This window comes from Amycolatopsis sp. YIM 10 (genome assembly GCF_009429145.1).
In the GTDB taxonomy this organism is placed as follows: Bacteria; Actinomycetota; Actinomycetes; order Mycobacteriales; family Pseudonocardiaceae; genus Amycolatopsis.
In genome coordinates this window covers 9,335,769-9,351,676 of the sequence record NZ_CP045480.1, presented here as the reverse complement: position 1 = coordinate 9,351,676, position 15,908 = coordinate 9,335,769, and the positions used below count along the sequence as shown (strand labels likewise).

Annotated in this window: 18 protein-coding genes; 12 read left to right on the top strand and 6 right to left on the bottom strand. The window is 69.1% G+C overall.

Annotated elements, in window-relative coordinates:
• Positions 1 to 227 precede the first annotated feature (227 nt).
• Positions 228 to 593 carry a DUF2203 domain-containing protein gene (locus YIM_RS43295; protein WP_153035877.1) on the bottom strand — a complete coding sequence of 122 codons (366 nt, stop codon included), beginning with the start codon at positions 591 to 593 and terminating at the stop codon, positions 228 to 230.
• A 194-nt stretch (positions 594 to 787) separates the two neighbouring features.
• On the opposite strand from YIM_RS43295, the gene YIM_RS43290 reads away from it, so the two are divergent.
• Positions 788 to 2,011 (top strand): NADP-dependent isocitrate dehydrogenase, encoded by a 1,224-nt coding sequence (locus tag YIM_RS43290; protein WP_153035876.1) that lies wholly within the window; start codon positions 788 to 790, stop codon positions 2,009 to 2,011.
• Positions 2,012 to 2,163: 152 nt separating this feature from the next.
• The gene (locus YIM_RS43285) at positions 2,164 to 2,487 is read left to right on the top strand and encodes an SH3 domain-containing protein (RefSeq protein ID WP_153035875.1); all 324 of its coding nucleotides are present in this window, start codon (positions 2,164 to 2,166) and stop codon (positions 2,485 to 2,487) included.
• Here the strand turns inward: YIM_RS43285 and YIM_RS43280 are convergent, their stop codons facing one another.
• Complete coding sequence (locus YIM_RS43280) at positions 2,488 to 3,219, bottom strand: MBL fold metallo-hydrolase (protein WP_153035874.1); 732 nt, start codon at positions 3,217 to 3,219, stop codon at positions 2,488 to 2,490. It abuts the gene before it with no gap.
• Between the two features lie 52 nt (positions 3,220 to 3,271).
• Between YIM_RS43280 and YIM_RS43275 the strand changes: the two genes are divergently transcribed.
• The 4 genes from YIM_RS43275 to YIM_RS43265 are packed head-to-tail and all read left to right on the top strand — an operon-like array spanning position 3,272 to position 5,290.
• Positions 3,272 to 4,078 carry an exodeoxyribonuclease III gene (locus YIM_RS43275; protein ID WP_153035873.1) on the top strand — a complete coding sequence of 269 codons (807 nt, stop codon included), beginning with the start codon at positions 3,272 to 3,274 and terminating at the stop codon, positions 4,076 to 4,078.
• 34 nt (positions 4,079 to 4,112) lie between these two features.
• Entirely contained in the window at positions 4,113 to 4,424 is a 312-nt protein-coding gene (locus tag YIM_RS43270; RefSeq protein ID WP_228004378.1) for a nucleotidyltransferase family protein, read from the top strand.
• A 12-nt stretch (positions 4,425 to 4,436) separates the two neighbouring features.
• A complete protein-coding gene (locus tag YIM_RS50190; RefSeq protein ID WP_370469051.1) occupies positions 4,437 to 4,637 on the top strand; it encodes a DUF86 domain-containing protein in 201 nt (66 codons plus the stop codon).
• Between the two features lie 17 nt (positions 4,638 to 4,654).
• Positions 4,655 to 5,290, top strand: coding sequence for an HD family hydrolase (locus YIM_RS43265; protein WP_153035871.1), 636 nt, complete (start codon positions 4,655 to 4,657; stop codon positions 5,288 to 5,290).
• On the opposite strand, the gene YIM_RS43260 is transcribed toward YIM_RS43265, so the two are convergent.
• Positions 5,287 to 5,877, bottom strand: a complete 591-nt coding sequence (locus tag YIM_RS43260; RefSeq protein ID WP_153035870.1) for a dihydrofolate reductase family protein — start codon at positions 5,875 to 5,877, stop codon at positions 5,287 to 5,289. The two genes, YIM_RS43265 and YIM_RS43260, sit on opposite strands and share 4 nt — an antisense overlap.
• Before the next feature lie 207 nt (positions 5,878 to 6,084).
• On the opposite strand from YIM_RS43260, the gene YIM_RS43255 reads away from it, so the two are divergent.
• The 3 genes from YIM_RS43255 to YIM_RS43245 all read left to right on the top strand — a co-directional run bounded on the left by YIM_RS43255 (position 6,085) and on the right by YIM_RS43245 (position 9,607).
• Entirely contained in the window at positions 6,085 to 6,387 is a 303-nt protein-coding gene (locus YIM_RS43255) for a hypothetical protein (RefSeq protein WP_370468928.1), read from the top strand.
• A 35-nt stretch (positions 6,388 to 6,422) separates the two neighbouring features.
• Positions 6,423 to 6,659, top strand: a complete 237-nt coding sequence (locus YIM_RS43250; RefSeq protein ID WP_153035869.1) for a hypothetical protein — start codon at positions 6,423 to 6,425, stop codon at positions 6,657 to 6,659.
• A 416-nt stretch (positions 6,660 to 7,075) separates the two neighbouring features.
• Positions 7,076 to 9,607 (top strand): bifunctional FO biosynthesis protein CofGH, encoded by a 2,532-nt coding sequence (locus YIM_RS43245; protein ID WP_153035868.1) that lies wholly within the window; start codon positions 7,076 to 7,078, stop codon positions 9,605 to 9,607.
• Positions 9,608 to 9,955: 348 nt separating this feature from the next.
• Here YIM_RS43245 and YIM_RS43240 read toward each other — a convergent pair whose 3' ends face one another.
• Complete coding sequence (locus tag YIM_RS43240; RefSeq protein ID WP_153035867.1) at positions 9,956 to 10,714, bottom strand: trypsin-like serine protease; 759 nt, start codon at positions 10,712 to 10,714, stop codon at positions 9,956 to 9,958.
• A 170-nt stretch (positions 10,715 to 10,884) separates the two neighbouring features.
• Between YIM_RS43240 and trpS the strand changes: the two genes are divergently transcribed.
• A complete protein-coding gene (trpS, locus tag YIM_RS43235) occupies positions 10,885 to 11,904 on the top strand; it encodes a tryptophan--tRNA ligase (RefSeq protein ID WP_153035866.1) in 1,020 nt (339 codons plus the stop codon).
• Between the two features lie 14 nt (positions 11,905 to 11,918).
• Here trpS and YIM_RS43230 read toward each other — a convergent pair whose 3' ends face one another.
• Both YIM_RS43230 and YIM_RS43225 read right to left on the bottom strand, forming a co-directional pair.
• On the bottom strand, positions 11,919 to 12,689 hold the full coding sequence (locus tag YIM_RS43230; RefSeq protein WP_153035865.1) for a Tat pathway signal sequence domain protein: 771 nt from the start codon (positions 12,687 to 12,689) through the stop codon (positions 11,919 to 11,921).
• Between the two features lie 58 nt (positions 12,690 to 12,747).
• Entirely contained in the window at positions 12,748 to 13,404 is a 657-nt protein-coding gene (locus YIM_RS43225) for a TetR/AcrR family transcriptional regulator C-terminal domain-containing protein (RefSeq protein WP_153035864.1), read from the bottom strand.
• 68 nt (positions 13,405 to 13,472) lie between these two features.
• Here YIM_RS43225 and YIM_RS43220 point away from each other — a divergent pair, with 68 nt between their 5' ends.
• Positions 13,473 to 14,798, top strand: a complete 1,326-nt coding sequence (locus YIM_RS43220; RefSeq protein ID WP_153035863.1) for an FAD-dependent monooxygenase — start codon at positions 13,473 to 13,475, stop codon at positions 14,796 to 14,798.
• A gap of 9 nt (positions 14,799 to 14,807) precedes the next feature.
• On the top strand, positions 14,808 to 15,842 hold the full coding sequence (gene yhjD / locus YIM_RS43215; protein ID WP_228004377.1) for an inner membrane protein YhjD: 1,035 nt from the start codon (positions 14,808 to 14,810) through the stop codon (positions 15,840 to 15,842).
• Positions 15,843 to 15,908 lie beyond the last annotated feature (66 nt).

The following is a 15,908-nucleotide window of genomic DNA, read 5'->3' as shown; positions in this document are numbered from 1 at the left end:
TCGCGACCGCGTCCCGACTCTCAGGCCAAACAATCGGCTTGAAAGGTGGGAGCACATGTCGCGATGTTCAACACGCCATTCCGGCGGCGGCTCCCGAACAGCCTCCGCGTCCTCGGATTTCGTGGCTCACTTTCGCGGTGGGCGTGATTTTCGGCGCCGTCCTACTGGGCGGGACCTGGGCCTGGCCGCGATCGCCGGGCTGGTCGTCCTGTCGCTCGGCGACTGAACTACGCGTCCAGCCGTCGGCGGCCGGCGAAGCCGAGGTCCGCGCGGTGGTACCAGGTCAGGCCCTCGTCACCTTCGAGCCAGCACAGGAGGACCGGCACGCCGTCCAGGTCGGCCGGGAAGTCGATCAGCAGCGGCGCGAAGCCCTTCAGCTCGGCGCCGGTCTGCTGGATGGTGCTCATCAGCTCGTCCAGCCGTGCCTGCGCCGCCTTCAGTTCGGGCAGGCCGCCGAGCGGGGTCGCGGTGCCCTCCGGGGTGAGCGACGCGGCCAGCTCCGCCGCGTCGGCGCGCAGGGTGATCAACTCCTCGATGCACGGCTTCAGCTGCTCGAGTTCCGCCCGCGCCTCCGGCACCGTGAACAGTCCCATGCGCATGAGGGTGCCAGCCGCGGCTGGCGGCCCCGATGGCGCCCTGGTTTGATGCCGACGAAGGTTCCCGCGCCCTATTACTGCTGAGTAACCAGGGTGCGGCCGCACCCCGCCGCGATTTACCAGTACGCTTGTACCGCTACCACGAGACGTGCAAAGAGACGCGAAGACCCGCGAGAGGAGCACCGCTGCTCATGGCCAAGATCAAGGTCGAGGGGACCGTCGTCGAACTCGACGGCGATGAGATGACCCGCATCATCTGGCAGTTCATCAAGGACAAGCTGGTCCACCCCTATCTGGACGTCAATCTCGAGTACTACGACCTGGGCATCGAGGAGCGGGACCGCACCGACGACCAGATCACCGTCGACTCGGCCAACGCCATCAAGCGCCACGGCGTCGGCGTGAAGTGCGCCACCATCACCCCGGACGAGGCGCGGGTCGAGGAGTTCGGCCTGAAGAAGATGTGGCGGAGCCCGAACGGCACCATCCGCAACATCCTCGGCGGCGTGGTCTTCCGCGAGCCGATCATCATCCAGAACATCCCGCGGCTGGTACCCGGCTGGACCAAGCCGATCATCATCGGCCGCCACGCCCACGGCGACCAGTACAAGGCCACCGACTTCAAGGTCCCCGGCCCCGGCACGCTGACGATGACCTACACGCCGCAGGACGGCTCCGAGCCGATGGAGTTCGAGGTCGCCCAGTACCCGGAGGGCGGCGGCGTCGCGATCGGCATGTACAACTTCCGCCGCTCGATCGAGGACTTCGCCCGCGCCTCGCTGCAGTACGGCCTCGACCGCGAGATGCCGGTCTACATGTCGACCAAGAACACCATCCTCAAGGCCTACGACGGCATGTTCAAGGACGTGTTCCAGGAGATCTTCGACGCCGAGTTCAAGGCCGACTTCGACGCCAAGGGCCTGACCTACGAGCACCGCCTGATCGACGACATGGTCGCCGCGGCGCTGAAGTGGGAGGGCGGCTACGTCTGGGCCTGCAAGAACTACGACGGTGACGTGCAGTCCGACACCGTGGCGCAGGGCTTCGGCTCGCTCGGCCTGATGACCTCGGTGCTGCGCACGCCGGACGGCAAGACCGTCGAGGCCGAGGCCGCGCACGGCACGGTGACCCGGCACTACCGCCAGCACCAGCAGGGCAAGCCGACCTCGACCAACCCGATCGCCTCGATCTACGCCTGGACCCGTGGCCTCGAGCACCGCGGCAAGCTGGACTCGAACGCCGAGCTGATCGGCTTCGCGAACAAGCTGGAGCAGGTCGTCATCGAGACCGTCGAGAGCGGCAAGATGACCAAGGACCTCGCGCTGCTGGTCGGCAAGGACCAGCCGTTCCAGACCACCGAGGAGTTCCTCGCGACGCTGGACGAGAACCTGGCCAAGAAGGTCGCCCAGGGCTGACCGCGCCGCTGACCACCCAGGGTGACCGGCCGTTCACGGCATTGGCCTCCCTGGGTGGTTGTCCCGGTGCTTCCTGTTTCTCGATCAACTCTCCGTCTACCCTGGTCGAGACCAGGTTTTGCGGGGGAGCTCGCGAGCACTGAGGAGCACCGGTGGTACTCGGCATACCCAAGAAGATCCTGATCGCGATCGCGGTGGTGGTCGGCATCGGCATCATCTACGTGATGGGTGCGGACAAGCGGGCTTCCGAGGCCAGCGGCGGTGGCGGGCCGACCGGCTGCCGGATGACGGTCACCGCCGACGTGCTCAACGTCCGCTCCCAGCCCGCGGAGAACGCCCAGATCGTCGGCAAGTTCAAGCAGGACGCCCAGACCGACGCGCACCCGGTGGTGCAGAACGGGTTCCGCATGATCGACAAGGACCGCTGGGCGGCCACCGAGTTCCTCAAGCCGCTGGACGGCGCCAACTGCGGGTGATCACAGCCGGAGGGTGAGCCCCTCCTCGGCCAGCAGGATCTCCCCGTCGAACACCCCGGCTGCCTCGCGTGCGGAGATCCGCCGGTCGCTGCCCGGCCAGAAGTGCGTCAGCAGCAGTCTTTTCGCGCCCGCGCGGGCCGCCCAGCCCGCGGCTTCGGTCGCGGTCATCACATAACGCGGCTCAGTCCGTGGCGAAGGTCCTTGCAGCGTCGACTCCACGATGAAGAGGTCCGCGTCCGCGCCCAATTCGGCCAGCGCTGGACTGGGACCGCTGTCGCCGGTGTACGCGACGGTGAGGCCGGGCAGGCTCAGCCGCACACCCCAGTTCGGCACGTGGTGCGGCAGGCGCCAGGTGCGGAGGGTGAACGGCCCCACCGAGGTGGTGGTCGACAGTTCGTGGAACTCGTACACGTCGGCGGGGTCGGGGTTCGGCTCGACCGCGCGGAGCACGTCGAGCACGCCGGGCGGGCAGTGGAGCGGGACCTTGCCGCCGTTGTTGTAGTGGCGGATGCGGCCGAGCGCGCTGAGGTCGGAGCAGTGGTCGGGATGGGCGTGCGTGATCACCGCCGCGTCGACGCCCCCGTCCGGGACGTGCTCCAGCAGCCGGGCGAAGGCGCCGTAGCCGAGGTCGAGCACCACGTGGAAGTCGTTGTGCTCCAGCAGGAAGCCGCTGCACGCCCGGCCGGGTTCCGGGTAGGCGCCGCAGCTGCCGAGCACGGTCAATCTCGCCATGCGGGGATCATCCCAGGCGGAAGCTGTCGGGGGTGGCGGGTAGCCTCCGGGCGTGCTCACCGTCTCCACTGTGAATGTCAACGGAATGCGTGCCGCGGCCAAGAAGGGGTTCGTCGAGTGGCTGGCCGCCACGGATGCGGATGTGGTCGCCTGCCAGGAGGTGCGCGCGGAAACCGGTCTGCTGCCGGACGAGGTGCGTGAGCCGGCGGGCTGGCACGCGTTCCACGCGCCGTGCGAGCTGAAGGGCCGGGCCGGGGTGTCGCTGTACGCGCGCACCGAGCCGGAGTCGGTGCGGATCGGCTTCGACGCGCCGGAGTTCGCCGAGAGCGGGCGGTACCTGGAGGCCACCTTCGCCGATGTGGTGGTGGCCAGCCTGTACCTGCCCAGCGGGGATGTCGGCACGCCGCGCCAGGAGGAGAAGGAGCGGTTCATGGCCGCTTTCCTGCCGTACCTGGCCGACCTGCGCGGCAAGGCCGAGGCGGACGGGCGAGAGGTGCTCGTGGTCGGTGACTGGAACATCGCGCACGCCGAGGTGGACCTGAAGAACTGGCGGACGAACCGGAAGAACTCGGGCTTCCTGCCGGAGGAGCGGGCGTGGCTGAGCCGTGTCTACGACGAGGCCGGGTACGCCGACGTGCAGCGCCGGCTGGACCCGGAAGGGACGGGCCCGTACACGTGGTGGTCGTACCGGGGCAAGGCCTTCGACAACGACGCGGGCTGGCGGATCGACCTGCACGTGGCGAGCGCGGGCCTGGCGGACCGGGCGCGGAGCGTCGTCGTCGAGCGCGCTGAAAGCTATGCTCAGCGTTGGTCGGATCATGCCCCGGTGACCGCCGTCTACGACTGGCCGGCGGAATAGCCGACCAGGCACAATCGGTGCGGAGGAGGTAGCGGTGGCTCACGAGTTCGTTACGGCTCGGCTGTCCGAGATCCAGGACCTCTGTCGCCGGTTCGGGGTACTCCGGCTCGACCTCTTCGGCTCGGCTGCCGATGGCTCCTTCGATCCGGAGCGCAGCGACATCGATGTTCTGGTCGAGTTCGATTTTGCCCCGGGGATCGATCGTTTCGCGAACTACTTCGGCCTCAAGGAGGGGCTCGAGGCGTTGTTCGGGCGCCCAGTGGACCTGGTCAGCGTGACCGCGATCGTCAATCCTTACTTCCGGCGCAGCGTCGTGGAGACGAGGGAACTGCTGTATGCGGCGTGAGCCAGGGCTTACCTGTGGGATGTCCTGAGAAGTGCCCAGAACATCGCCGGCTTCAGTCAAGAACGGTCGTTTGCGGACTACCAGAACGATGTGCTGCTGAAGTCAGGCGTGGAGCGCCAGTTCGAGATCATCGGTGAGGCGCTCAACCAAGCCAGGCCGGTGCTGGGCGTTGCGCACGGCCTTGCAGCCCTGGCTCGACACCGGGGCGGGTGATTTGCGAACGTTCCGGTGTGGACGAACCGCTGATCAACCGCAATCCCCTGCCGGACGGGCTGCCGCCGCGGCTGGTGAGCCAGCTCACCTTCCTGGCCGAGGTCGACAAGCTCAAGACCGTGCTCCGTCAATCCCCGCTGGCCGCGGCCGAGCGGCGCGAGAACGACGCCGAGCACTCCTGGCACCTGGCGCTGATGGTCGCAGTGCTCGCCGAGCACGCCGACGAGCCGATCGACCTCGGGCGCACCGTGCAACTGGTGGTGGTGCACGACCTCGTCGAGATCTACGCCGGTGACACCCCGCTCTACGACGATCACGGCCGCGAACGCCAGCGGGAACGCGAAGAAGCCGCCGCCGAAAAGCTGTTCGGCCTGCTTCCCGAAGACCAGGAAACCCATTTCCGCGCGCTCTGGGACGAATTCGAAGCGCGGGAAACACCGGAAGCGCGATTCGCCAAGGCGATGGACCGGATGCAACCGCTCCTGCTGAACTGGCTCGCCAAGGGCGGCACCTGGCAAACGCCCGGCGTCACCGCCGCCACGGTCCGGGAACGCAAAGCCGTGATCGGCGACGCGTCCGCGGAACTGTGGGCGGCGGCGAGCACGCTGATCGCCGAAGGCGAGCGACGCGGCTGGGTCGCACCCTCTACTTAGGACTCGATACGGGTGTAGGTGAGCACCAGCACCCCCGATTCGTAGGCGTCGTGCTTGCTCAGGTGGTACCGCTCGGGCCGGAATTCCCCGCTGAACATGGGCATTCCGGCTCCGGCGACCACCGGGTGCATCTTCACCACGATCTCGTCGATCTCGTCCCGCAGGGTGTTCGCCAGCGTCGCGCCGCCGACGAGCCAGATCTTCTGCCCGTCCTCCTTTTTCAGCTCGCGCACCTTTTCCACCGGATCGGTGGTGACGAGTTCGACCTTGCCGCGGGCTTCGGTCATGGAGGTGGAGAAAACAAGGTGCCGCAGGTGCTCGTAGGCGTCGTCGAGCCCGGCCGCGAGACCGATTTCGTAGGACTTCCGGCCCTCCAGCACGGTGTCGAATTCCTTGTTCGGCGTGTCACCGAGGCCGAAAACCGGGCGCGCGACCGTCGGGATCATTTCCGGGTAGTCGCGCAGCAGCGCGGCGTTGTGGTCCCCCTCGTTGACGAAGAAGCCCGGCACCCCGGTCGGGTCGCCGCCGTCCGCCTTGGCGATGTAGCCGTCGATCGATGTGGCGACGAGATAGGTCAGTTTTCGCATGGGCACCCCTTCGTTTGAACCACGACGACTGTAGTACTTCAAGTGCAGTGGTTGCAAGGGGGGTGTGTTGCCGTTCGCACGACCTCGCTACCCTCTCCTCCGAAGTTGAGCGGAAGAGACCGGACTTGACACGCTCGGTAGCTTTTTGACCATCAACACGGCAAGCGTCCCTCGAACGGGGCAGCATTCGTCGCAGGAGGCACTCCGGTGCGCAACTCTTTGCCAGGCCTGATGCGGTCCGTCACGCGTCTGGCCGCCGTCGCGGTCACCCTGGTGACCGGCTTGCTTTGGGGCACGCTCGGCATGGCGAACGCCGCCGCCGCGCGGCCGGAGCCGGAGGCGATGACCTTCGGTGTGCTGGGCCCGGTCGGCCTGGTGGCCGTCGTGCTCGGGGTGCTCGGCATGGCCGCCGGTGTGCTCCGCCAGCGGAAGAAGGCGCGCGCGGCCCAGCAGCCGGAGCCGGTGCTGGCCGAGGAACCCGCCCTGACCCCGACGCGGTCGCCGAACTGATCCCGCCCCGGTCGCCGAACCAGCTCTCTGGCCCGATGGCCGCACGGATCTCGGCTCGATCGCCGAACCAGCTATGGCCTGATCGCCGCACTGACCTCGGCCTGATCGCCGACCCGGTCCCGGCCCGTCGCCGCGTTGACGCCCGCACCGGGGCACCGCACCGGCCCGGTCGCCGCGCTGATCCTGCCCTGATCGCCGAACCGGCCCTGGCCTATCGCAGGGCTGATCCCGGCCTGATCGCCAGACTGACCGCGGCCCGATCGCGGGAATGACCCGGCCTCGTCGCCGGACTGACCTCGCCTGATCGTCGCGCTGGCCTGGGCCCGGTCGGCCGAACCAGCCCTGGCTCGGCAGCCGTACTGATCTCGGCTCGGTCGCCGACCCGACCTGGCCCGGTGGCCCGGACTGACGCCCGCCCGATCGCCGAACCGGCCCGGCCCGGTTGCCAGGCCACCCGGCCCGTCGCCGCGCCGACGACCGCTCGGCCGCCGATCCGGTCCCGGCCGGTCGCCGGACGGACCACGGCTCGGCCGCCGGACCACCCGGCCCCGCGCCGCGCCGACGACCGCACGGTCGCCGCATCGGTCCGGTCTTCGTGCTGGTCCCCGGTTTATTCCCGCTCCCCGGAGGCTTCTCTCACAGCGGAAGCCCTTACCGGCCGCGCTGAAGCGGCCGTAGGCTCGCGATCATGGCCCAGAGCGTGTTCCTCACCCCGCCTGATCCGCAGCCGAGCCCGTCGGCACTGAGCCGGGCCTTGCGCCGGGCCGCCGACGGGGTCGCACTCGACGTCACCGAAGCCGCCGTCCTGCTCCACGCCAGGGGTGAGCAGCTCGAGGAGCTGTTCGCCGCGGCGTCGAAGGTCCGCGACGCGCACCTCGCCGACCACGGCCGCTCCGGCGTGATCAGCTACAGCCGCAGCGTGTTCATCCCGCTGACCAGGCTCTGCCGCGATCGCTGCCACTACTGCACCTTCGTCACCGTGCCGGGCAAGCTGCACTCGATGTACCTCGAACGCGACGAGGTGCTCGAGATCGCGCGCGCCGGCGCCGCCGCCGGGTGCAAGGAGGCGCTGTTCACCCTCGGCGACCGCCCCGAGGACCGCTGGCCGCAGGCCAAGCAGTGGCTCGAGGAGCGCGGGTACGACTCCACCCTGGACTACGTGCGGGCCAGCGCGATCGCGGTGCTGGAAGAAACCGGCCTGCTGCCGCACCTGAATCCCGGGGTGCTCAGCTGGGCGGACTTCCAGCGGCTCAAGCCGGTCGCGGCGAGCATGGGGATGATGCTGGAGACCACCGCCGAGCGGCTGTGGTCGGAGAAGGGCGGCCCGCACTACGGCAGCCCCGACAAGGAGCCCGCGGTCCGGCTGCGGGTGCTTGACGACGCCGGTCGCAGCGGCGTGCCGTTCACCACCGGCATCCTGGTCGGCATCGGCGAGAACAAGACCGAGCGGGCCGAGGCGCTGCACGCGATCCGCCAGCGCGCCCGGCAGTACCGCAACATCCAGGAGATCATCGTCCAGAACTTCCGGGCCAAGCCGGACACCGCGATGCGGTCCGCACCCGACCTGGACCTGACCGAGCTGGCCGCGACGGTGGCCGTCGCGCGCTTGCTGATGCCGCCGGGCGTCAGCGTGCAGGCGCCGCCGAACCTGGTCGGCGACGAACTCGCCCTGCTGATGCGCGCCGGGATCGACGACTGGGGCGGCGTCTCACCGGTCACCCCGGACCACGTCAACCCCGAGCGCCCGTGGCCGCGGATCGACGTGCTCGCCGACGCCACCCGCGAGGCCGGGTTCGAGCTGAAGGAACGCCTGGCCGTCTACCCGAAGTACGTGCGGGAAGCGGAGAAGTGGCTCGACGTCCGCGTGCACCCGCACGTCGACGCGCTCGCGCTGCCCGACGGCATGGCGAATCCGGAGGCCGAGGTCGTCGGGCACACCTGGCAGGAGCCGGACGGCGGGCTGGAGACGATCGGCCGCGCCGACCTCAACTCCTCGATCGACACCGAGGGGCGCACCAGCGACCGCCGCGGCGACTTCGACAGCGTCTACGGCGACTGGGACATCCTGAAAACCCAGGTCCCGACCGCCCCCGAGCGCCTGAGCACCGACGTCCGCGAAGGGCTGCGGCTGGCCGCCGACTACCCGGGCGCGCTGCTCGAACCGCGGCACACCGACGCCGCGATGGCGTTGCTCACCGCGGACGGCGAGGCGCTGGAGACGATGGCGCGGCTGGCCGACGACCTGCGCGCGGACGTGGTCGGCGACGACATCACCTACGTGGTCAACCGGAACATCAACTTCTCCAACGTCTGCTACGTCGGCTGCCGGTTCTGCGCCTTCGCCCAGCGCGAGCGCGACGCCGACGCCTTCCGGCTCTCGGTGGACGAGGTGGCCGCCCGCGCCGTCGAGGCCTGGAACGCCGGTGCGACCGAGGTCTGCATGCAGGGCGGCATCGATCCGAAGCTGCCGATGACCTACTACGCCGACATCGTGCGCGCGATCAAGGCGGCCGTGCCGGAAATGCACGTCCACGCCTTCTCGCCGATGGAGATCGTCTCGGCGGCGTCGAAGGCCGGGGTCAGCGTCGAGGAGTGGCTGACCGAGCTGCGTGACGCCGGGCTCGGCTCGATCCCCGGCACCGCCGCGGAGATCCTCGACGACGACGTCCGCTGGGTGCTGACCAAGGGCAAGCTGCCCGCGCAGACCTGGGTGGACGTGGTGAGCACCGCGCACCGCCTCGGCATCCAGTCCTCCAGCACGATGATGTACGGCCACGTCGACCACCCGGGGCACTGGCTCGGGCACCTGCGCGTGCTGGCCGGGATCGCCGACGACACCGGCGGTTTCACCGAGTTCGTCGGCCTGCCGTTCGTCCACCACAACGCGCCGATCTACCTGGCCGGCGTGGCCAGGCCGGGGCCGACCATGCGGGACAACCGCGCGGTGCACGCGTTCGCGCGGCTCGCCCTGCACGGCCGGATCGACAACGTGCAGTGCTCGTGGGTCAAGCTCGGCGACGAGGGCACCGCGCAGGTGCTGCGGGGCGGGGCGAACGACATCGGCGGCACGCTGATGGAGGAGACCATCTCGCGGATGGCCGGTTCCGAGCACGGTTCCTCGCGGACCAAGGCGGAGCTGGAGCACCTGGCCGCGCTCGCCGGGCGCCCGGCGAGGCAGCGGACCACCACCTACGGGCGCCGCTTGCTGGCCGTTGGGTAATTTCTAGGTACCGGCTCCGGATTGTTTGTTGTTCCAGCCGGAGCCAGTCTCGCTGGCATGCGAACGGCGCAGAGCGAGGCCTTCCCGGCGGCACTGGACCGCGCGATCACCGACAGCGGGCTCAGCCTGGACCGCGTGCGGCACCGGCTGGCCCGGCACGGCGTGCGGGTCAGCCTGACCACCCTGAGCTACTGGCGCAGCGGACGCAGCCGCCCGGAGCGACCTGAGTCACTCCGGGCGGTGGCGATCCTGGAAACGGTCTTCTCGCTGCCCGAAGGGGCGTTGAGCGAGCTGCTCGGCCCGCGCCGCCCGAGGGGACGGTGGTGCGGCACGGGCCGGGGCTGTGGCTCAGACTCCGCTGTTGGTCTTGATCCAGTTGCGGAAGTACGGCACGTCGACGTAGATCGACGGCGCCACCGCGCAGACCGAGCCACCGCCGGAGCGGCTGGTCGCGCCGATCAGCTGCCAGGTGCCGCTGACCTGCTTGATCTCCGGCCCGCCGGAGTCGCCGTAGCAGGCGCCCTTGTTGCCACCGGGGTTCCCGGTGCAGATCTCGCTCGCCGCGCTGATGCCGGAGCAGCCGCTGTCGGCGACGATCGAGGTGTTCAGCTCCTGCAGCGTGACCGGCGCACCGCAGCCACCGGGCTGCGGGCAGGTCTGGCCCCAGCCGATGATCCGCGTCGCGGTGCCCACCGCACCTGAGGTCGAGGCGATGGTGATCGGCGCCTGCGGCACCGCGGTCTGCAGGCGCAGCAGCGCCAGGTCGGCGCTCGGGTGCGCGATGCGCTGCGCGACGCGGGCCACCGTGCCGCCGCTGGTGCGGTTGGTGGTGCCCACGCGCACCTGGTACGGCTGGCCGCAGTGCTTCGCGGTGACCACCCAGGTCGAGCTGATCAGCGAGCCGCCGCAGGAGTGGCTGCCACTGGAACTCTGCAGCGACACCATGAACGAGTAGACCTGCGTGGCGTTGCCACCGCCGACGATGAACGGGCTGACGCCGCCTGCCGGTTCGGCGGCGGTGTCGGCGGACGCCATGGGCGCGGCGAGGCCACCGAGCGCGGTGACACCGGCGACGAACACGCCGGCCAGCAGGGACCTTAACTTCATGGAGATTCTCCTTCGCCGTGTCCGGAAGGGGGAACCGGAGGTAGTACAAACGCTAGAAATCCGGCCGGAACCCGGCGACCGCCGGAAGTAGGTGCTGTTTAACCGTTTAAGACTTTGGTCGTGAGCCATCCGCGTAACCGGCGCACCCGCCGGGATGACAGAATCCAGGCGTGTCGACAGAGCAGGAACAGAACACCCGTCTTCGCGTGCTGTCCGGGATCCAGCCCACGGCCGACTCGTTCCACCTGGGCAACTACCTGGGCGCGCTGCGGCAGTGGGTGCGCCTGCAGGACACCCACGAGACCTTCTACTGCGTGGTCGACCTGCACGCGATCACCGTCGAGCAGGACCCGAAGGTGCTGCGGCAGCGCACCAGGGTGTCCGCCGCGCAGCTGCTCGCGCTCGGCGTGGACCCGGATCGCAGCACCCTGTTCGTGCAGAGCCAGGTGCCCGAGCACGCGCAGCTGAGCTGGGTGCTGGAGTGCCAGACGGGCTTCGGCGAGGCGAGCCGGATGACCCAGTTCAAGGACAAGGCGCAGAAGCAGGGCACCGACCGCGCCAGTGTCGGGTTGTTCACCTACCCGGTGCTGCAGGCCGCGGACATCCTGCTCTACCAGGCGCACGCGGTGCCGGTCGGGGAGGACCAGCGCCAGCACCTGGAGCTGTCGCGGAACCTGGCGCAGCGGTTCAACAACCGGTTCGGCAGGACCTTCGTGGTGCCGGAACCGCATATCGTCAAGGAAGCCGCGAAGATCTACGACTTGCAGGACCCGACGGCGAAGATGAGCAAGTCGGCGTCGGCCGCGAACGGGATCGTCGAGCTGCTGGAGGACCCGAAGCGCTCGGCGAAGAAGATCCGGTCCGCGGTCACCGACACCGGCCGTGAAGTGGTCTTCGACCAGGAGAACAAGGCGGGCGTGGCCAACCTGCTCAGCATCTACTCGGCGTTGTCCGGGCGCGCGATCAGCGAGCTGGAGACGGCGTACGAGGGCAAGGGCTACGGCGATCTGAAGAAGGACCTCGCCGAGGTGCTGGTCGAGTTCGTCACCCCGGTGCAGGAGCGGGTCAAGTCCTATTTGGACGATCAGGCCGAGCTGGACAAGGTGCTGGCCAAGGGCGCCGAGCGCGCCCGTGAGGTCGCTTCGGTCACCCTGGCCAAGGTCTACGACCGCATCGGCTTCCTCGCGTAGCCATCACCCGGTGATCACACGTACTGGTAGCCCTTCAGGTTCCGCAGCAGCAGGTGGCAGTTCTGCAGGTGCGCGGAGTCGCTGAGCGAGCGGTAGATGCCCCACTTGGGCCGGATGACGTCGCTGAGATAGGTGTCGCCGTTCTTGGCGGCGTCGATCACCGTGGTGCCGCCGTCGCGCAGGATCCAGCGGACCCGGCCCGAGTTGCCGATCCGCTGCTCGATCTCCACGTCGATCCACTTGTTCTGCAACGGCGGCAGGTCGACCCGGCCGACGAGCACCTCGGGCTCGAAGATCTTGAACTCGATGGTCTGCTTGCCGCCGGTGTGCCGCAGCGACATCACCGTCAGCGGGCTGGTGCCGGTGCCGGGCATCTTGGTCTGGAAGATGTGCGTGAAGCTGGTGGTCGCCTTGAGGCTGGACGGGATGAACATCTGGTAGGTGACCTTCCAGGTCTCCCCGTTCTTCCAGTTCAGCACGGTCCCGTTCTGCCGCATGCCGCGCACTTCCTGGCGTTGCCGGTCGGTCGAGGTGTCGCGGTCCTGGGTGTGCATGTCGAAGCGGTAGTTCTCGCCCTGGGGGTAGATGTGCGTGACACCGGGGTGCGAGTCGGCGCGGTCGTCTTCGACGCCTTCGAAGGCTTTCAGGCCGGTGCTGCCGGGACTGGGGTTCCAGCGCAGTTGCCAGCTCGCCGCGTGCGCCGGGGTCGCGCTCAGTGCGGCCATCGCGGGCAGTGCCAGAGCGGTGGTGAGCAGCGTGCGTCGGTCGAAGCCGCCAGAGGACATGGCCGATCCCTCTCGTTCCCTGGCGGCGGTGACGGGAGAAAACGCTTTCGCCCAGGCATCACAGCACCGAATCCGGTTTCGCGTCAACACGTGAGGCGAGCCCGGTCAGGATGACACCGAGGCCGTGCTCGAAGCCGGCGTCGGTGTCCGGGTCGAACAGCAGGCCGAGCGCTCCGGCGGTGAGCGGGTACCGGGAGGCGTCGACCAGGCCGTCCAGGTTGTCCGCCTGGTACGGGTTCTCGTCGTAGTTCAGACCGGTGCGCGCCTGCTCCTCGATGGTGAAGCCGACCGTGAAGTGCAGCAACACCGGGAAACCGCGCGCCGCCTCGGCCGGTGGCATCCCGGCGTCGGTCAGCGTGCGCAGGGTCAGCTCGGTCATCCGGAAGACCTCGGGATGGGCGACGTTGGTACCGGCCACCACGCGCGCCCCGTCGCGGTAGCTCAGCATCGCCGTGCGCAGCCGCCGCGCTGTCCCGGCGAGCCAGTCGAGCCAGTGCTCGCCCGCGCGCGGGCCTTCGAGCCCGCGGGTTGCTTCGGCCAGCACGACCGTGGCCATCGCGTCCAGCAGTTCCTGCTTGTTCTTCAGGTGCCAGTAGAGCGCGGCGGCCTGCACGCCGAGTTCCTTCGCCACCGCGCGCATGGTCAGCCCTTCGAGCCCGTTCCGGTCGAGCAGGTCCAGTGAGGCCTGGGCGATCACCGTGGCGTTGAGCTTCATGGTTGACACTCTAACACCGTTAAGTGCATCCTTAACATCGTTAAATTAACAACGTTAAGGAGAATCGCATGACGGACGTGGTGATCGCCGGTGCCGGGCCGACCGGCCTGATGCTGGCCGCGGAACTGCGGCTGGCCGGGGCCGAGGTGGTGCTGGTGGACCGGCTGGCCGAGCGCGGCAGCGAGTCCAGGGCGGGCGGCCTGCACCCGCGCACGCTCGAGGTGCTCGACCAGCGCGGAGTCGTCGACCGCTTCCTCGCCGAGGGCCGCGAGGTGCAGGCCGGGCACTTTTCGGCGCTGCCGCTGGACTTCAGCAAGCTGGACACGCGCTTCGGCTACACGCTGCTGCTGATGCAGGCCGACGTCGAACGCCTGCTGGAGCAGTGGGTGGCCGAACTCGGCGTCCACGTCCGGTGGTCGACCCCGGTGACCGGTTTCCGCCAGGATGCCGACGGTATCGACGTCGAAACCGGCGACGAGACCATCCGCGCCCGATATCTCGTCGGCTGCGACGGCGGCCGCAGCGCGGTCCGCAAGCTCGCGGGCATCGGCTTTCCCGGTACCGACGCGACGATGACCGCCCTGCTCGCCGACGTCGAACTCGACGACCCGCCCGCCGAGTGGATCTTCGGGGAACGCCGCGAGCACGGCGACTTCGCGGTGATCGGCTTCGGCCCCGACTGGTACCGCGTGGTCGTGGACCAGTACGACTTCGTCGCCGACCGGAACGCGCCGGTCAGCTTCGAGGAGGTCCGCGCCGCCATGCTCCGGGTCGCCGGAACCGACTACGGGATGCGCGATCCCCGCTGGGTTTCCCGGTTCAACGACACCGCGCGCCAGGCCGAGCGCTACCGCGACGGCCGGGTCCTGCTCGCCGGGGACGCCGCGCACATCCACTTCCCGGCCGGCGGTCAGGGGCTCAACACCGGCGTGCAGGACGCGGTCAATCTCGGCTGGAAGCTCGGCGCGGTGCTGGCCGGCACCGCCCCGGAGTCCCTTTTGGACACCTACCAGACCGAGCGGTATCCGGTGGCGGAACGGGTCCTGCGCAACACCAGGGCGCAGACCGCGCTCGCCCGCCCGGGAGCGCACACCGACGCGCTGCGTGCCGAATTCGCCGAGCTGATCCAGCAGGACGGGGTCAACGCCGCGCTCGCGGGCATGATCAGCGGCCTGGACATCCGGTACCCGGCCATCGACCCGCACCCGCTCGCCGGCTGCCGGGTACCCGATTTCGACCTCGGCGAATCCACGCGGCTGTTTTCCCTGTTGCACCAAGCAAAACCGATCGAGGTGAAGTTGCCCGACGGGGACCTCGAAGCGGTCGGCGTGCGGCCGGACGGCCATGTGAGCTGGGTGAGGTCTCGCGTTGCGAGCCCACAGGAGGCTGGCTAGCGTTTGTTCGTGGCGAAGCGAGAAGCTGGGGAAAAGTCCGAAGAAGACAAACTGCTGCCGCGCCTGCGCCGCAAGTACCCCTGGCTGGACCACCTGGTCAGAGCGAACGAGGCCTTCACCGAGCGCTACGGCAACCACTACGCGGCGGCGATCACCTACTTCAGCGTGCTCTCGCTGTTCCCCCTGCTGATGGTCGGCTTCTCCATCGCGGGCATGGTGCTCCAGGGTGACCAGGCGGCGCTCGACAAGCTCAAGACCGGCATCACCGAGTCCGCGCCGGACGGCCTCGGCGACTTCCTGTCCACCATCGTCGAGACCGCGCTGCAGGCCGGCGCCGGCACCGGGATCTTCGGCCTGGTGCTGGCGCTGTACTCCGGCGTCGGCTGGATGACCAACCTGCGTGACGCGCTGACCGCCCAGTGGGGCCAGGAAAAGCAGCAGACGCCGATGCTGCCGACGCTGCTGAAGGACCTGGTGTCGCTGGTCGGGCTCGGGCTGGCGCTGGTCGTCTCGTTCGGCCTGACCGCCGCGGGCAGCGGGGTCGGCAGGCTGCTGCTCGAACTGGTCGGGCTGCAGGACCAGGCGTGGGCGGTGTTCCTGCTCCGGCTGGCCACCATCGTGCTCTCGCTGGCCGCGAACGTGCTGGTCTTCCTGTGGGTGATCGCGCGGCTGCCGAGGGAGCGGGTCAGCGCCCGCAGCGCGGTCAAGGGCGCGATCATCGCCGCCATCGGCTTCGAAGTGCTCAAGCAGGTCACCACGGTCTACCTCGGCTTTGTCTCCACCTCGCCGAGCACCGTGCTCTTCGGGCCGATCCTCGGCCTGCTGTTCTTCGCCAACCTGGTCTCGCGCTTCCTGCTCTTCGTCACCGCGTGGACGGCCACCGCGAAGGAGAACGAGGTCCGGGTGGTCGAGCCGCCGGCACCGGTGGTGATCCGGCCGCGGATGGACGTGCGAAGCGGGCCGGGCGGCAAGTTGGTCGCCGGGGCGTTCGGCGTCGGCGCCATCTTCGGCCTCCTGACCAGGCGCAAACGTCCACGTCCGTAGAAACCGGAAGAAACGCACCCCATCCCGGCGCTTATGCTCGGTGAGATTTCCACACGATGGGGTGAG